1 protein-coding gene and 2 pseudogenes are annotated in these 3,049 nt (G+C 69.9%); all 3 read right to left on the bottom strand.

What is annotated here, in order from left to right:
* Nucleotides 1-407 (bottom strand): annotated as a pseudogene (locus EGJ34_RS21105) (carboxypeptidase regulatory-like domain-containing protein); the annotation flags it as partial.
* Nucleotides 404-2,569: a hypothetical protein gene (locus EGJ34_RS21100; RefSeq protein ID WP_125362368.1), complete on the bottom strand. Its 2,166-nt coding sequence runs from the start codon at nt 2,567-2,569 to the stop codon at nt 404-406. The gene EGJ34_RS21100 and the pseudogene EGJ34_RS21105, both read right to left, overlap by 4 nt.
* Nucleotides 2,566-3,049: pseudogene (locus tag EGJ34_RS22415) on the bottom strand (hypothetical protein); the annotation flags it as partial. The gene EGJ34_RS21100 and the pseudogene EGJ34_RS22415, both read right to left, overlap by 4 nt.

Genomic DNA, 3,049 nt, shown 5'->3' with positions numbered 1-3,049 from the left:
CGTGCGGCCAGACCGTCGCCGACCAGGGTCAGTGTGCGACTGCCCGGGTGTTGGCGCAGGGCGGTGGCGAGGTCGGGCGCGCGGGCGGTGCTGGCGGGGACGTCGGCTTCAGGGAGGGCGATGACCGTGGCGCTGGGGGGAATGGTGTCCGCCGTGCTGGCGTTTGAGGTGAGTACGACCAGGTGGCCGGCTTCTGCGTTGCGGGTGGGCGGCTGCAGGGTGAAGTAGAGGAGGACGGTGGCCAGGGCCTGCAGGAGGAGCAGGGCGGGTCGGCGTGCCAGGCGGCGCGCGAAGGGCAGCCGGGCAGAGCCCGGCTCTACGGGGTTCCAGGGTGTTCGCAGGAGGCGTGCGCTGGCCACGAGGGTAATCGCTGCCAGTGCGATGGCGATCCAGAGGGACGTGCTCATCGGGTTGTCTCCAGCGCATCCAGGTAGCGCTGCGCCATCGGATCGGGCGCTTCCCGACGCTGCACCTGCGGCGACGGCCGCAGCAGGGCGCGCCACAACTGCGCGCGCAGGGTGGCGCGGCAGGAAGCGCAATCGGGGGTCAGACGCAGTTCCTCAATGGCGGCCGCGAGGCTGAGCGGGTCGGTGAGGCGCGACTGGTTGCGGCCGAGCCAGGTGCTCAGCGCGTCCAGGTCCGGCGCGTTGCCGGTCTCACCCAGTTGCTGCCAGACCGCGACGATGGCCGGGTCGGGTACCTCCAGCGGGGCAATCGACAGCGTGCGGCTGCCGAGGTCGTCGCGCTTGCCAGTCATGCGGCGGCCTTCGTCAATCGGCGGCAGTTCCGGGCCGACCCGGGCCAGATAGATGCGCTCGGCCTGCTGCACCTGCTTGATGAACTCCAGCGCCTTGTACGCAAAGGGAAGGGCCTGCTGCGGGCGGCCTTGGCGCAGTTCACCCTCGGAGGACCACATCTGATCGAGCGCGGCCTTCAGGGTCGCGCGGGTCTCCGGGTCGAGCAGTGTTGCCGCTTCGGCGTGGTCGTGCGTGTGGCCGTACTCGCTGAGCACGTCGGTGGCGCTGCCGAATACCGGCTGGCCCTCTGACCTGGGCGTACCGTGATCGTGGTCGTCGTGGCCCCCGGCGCTGTGATCGTGCTCATCGCCGTGCGCATCGTCGTGATCTTCATGGTCATCGGTCGGGGTATCGCTCGTGGGCAGACTGTCGCTGGTCGGCGGCGGCTTGGCCGCGCCTTCGGCTTCCTCGCCCAGGAACTGGCCATAGCGCAGGCGCAGGATGCGCTGGTCCACGCCGATGGCATCGGAGCGTTTGACGAACTCCTCGGCCGACAGCGAGGGACGCAGTTTGATCAGTGCTTCGGTGTCGATGATGATCTGGCGCTGGCTGCGGAAGTACGCCGGCAGGGTCTTCTTGACCATGCCCTCCATGGCCTCACCCAGCACCTGTTCCTCACTGGGCAGGCGCAGGATCAGGCTGGTGCTCTGTGCGGTCTGTGCCTTCGGCGTGTGGTTGTCGCGCACGTGCAGCTGCGCGATCACGTCGTTGCCCGGCTGTGCACCGAGCGCGCCAAGATCCAATGTGCGCGCAAAACGGCGCAGGGTGGCCGGGCCGCTGCCGGTCAGGGGGATGCGCTGCTCGCGGAAGGTGATGTTCTCGCCGCTGCCCTGGGCCAGCGTGATCTGCAGCTCAGCACTGGCGGCGACGCCAAAGTCGTCACTCGCCTCGAACTGCAGTGCCCACTGGCGCTGGTTGGGAGCCGCCAGCACCAGTGACCGGTCGGGCGTGATGACGCGTACGCTGGGCGGGCGGTCCGGTGCCACGTCCAGTCGATACAGGCGCGGCTGCACCAGGGCAGGTTCGGTGACGATGCGATACAGCGTAGGTCGTGTGGCCTTCCATTGCGCGGTCCACTGTTCGCCGTCACGCTTCATTGCAATGCGGCTGCCGTCATGCAGCTGCAGAGTGGCCGTGGTGGGGGTCCCGCTGAAGCGCAGCGACCACGCCAGAACGCTCTCCTGCGGCACCTTGGCATCCAGCGCAGCCTGCGTGCGTGCGGCCTGGCCCGTGTAGGCCGGTGCCTGGATCTGCAGGCGTGAGGACTGCAGGCGTGGGGCAACCGCGCTTGCAACGTCGCCAGTGGCCGGATCGCGCAGCGGGGTCATTGTCGTGCCACCCCTCGGCCAGCCCAGCGCCAGGGCGATCACCACCAGCCCGCCGAGCCAGCTCAGCAGCAGAGTACGCCACGGCCAGCGGGGCCGCAGATCCGGCATGGCCCGACCGAGTGCCTCGTGCAGACGCGCGCGCTGTCGCTGCTGCAGGGGATTGAGCCTGTCGGTCGAGGCGAACAGCAGGTCGCTGCTGTCCTGTACGACCGGGTGGTTGTCGAGCTGTCGTACCAGCCAATGGCGGTCCAGCTGGCGCGCTTTCCGCGTTGCAATGCCCACCACCAGCAACAGACAGGGCAGCGCGATGGCAGTGCCCAGGTTGAGGCCAGCCAGGCGCACCGCCATGGCGGCCGCCGCCAATGCCAGCGGTAGCAGCAGGGCAACGCTGATCCACGCCTGGCGGCGGCGCGCCCGCTGCCACGCGCGCTGCACGGCGATCATGCTGGCCTCCCGCGACGTGCCGAGGTTGCCAACCAACGCTCCAGCGCGAACAGCAGCACGATCAAGGCCAGCAGCCAGGCACTCAGGTCGTGTGGTTGCGGGACAGGCAGCGTTGCACCGGTGAGCGGGCGTTGCGTGGCCGCGGCAGCGACCTGCGGTGCGGGTATCGGTTGCAGCTGCTCCAGCAGCCGACGCGGAAAATCCGGTTCGCGCAGGATTGGCAGCACCGCCGGCGACAGCGTCTCGCTGAAGCGCAGCACCTGGCCGCTGCCGAGCGCGTGGCGGGTGACGGCCACCGTTCCCGTGGTGTCGCGAAGCACGGGTGTACCGGCATCGGGGGATGCCGCCGCCGCCGTGACCAGTACGCTGCCGCCGCCCTGCACCCAGGCCTTCCAGGCGGCAGGCAGCGGTGCATCACCCAGCCACACGCCTACCTGTCCGGCGGCGGGTGCCGCGTCGCCGGCCTGCGCCGGCGCGGAG

It is taken from the genome of Stenotrophomonas sp. 278 (assembly GCF_003935715.1).
Lineage (GTDB): Bacteria > Pseudomonadota > Gammaproteobacteria > Xanthomonadales > Xanthomonadaceae > Stenotrophomonas > Stenotrophomonas maltophilia_AH.
The sequence above is the reverse complement of the archived record's forward strand: the minus strand, read 5'-3'. Positions and strand labels throughout refer to the sequence as shown.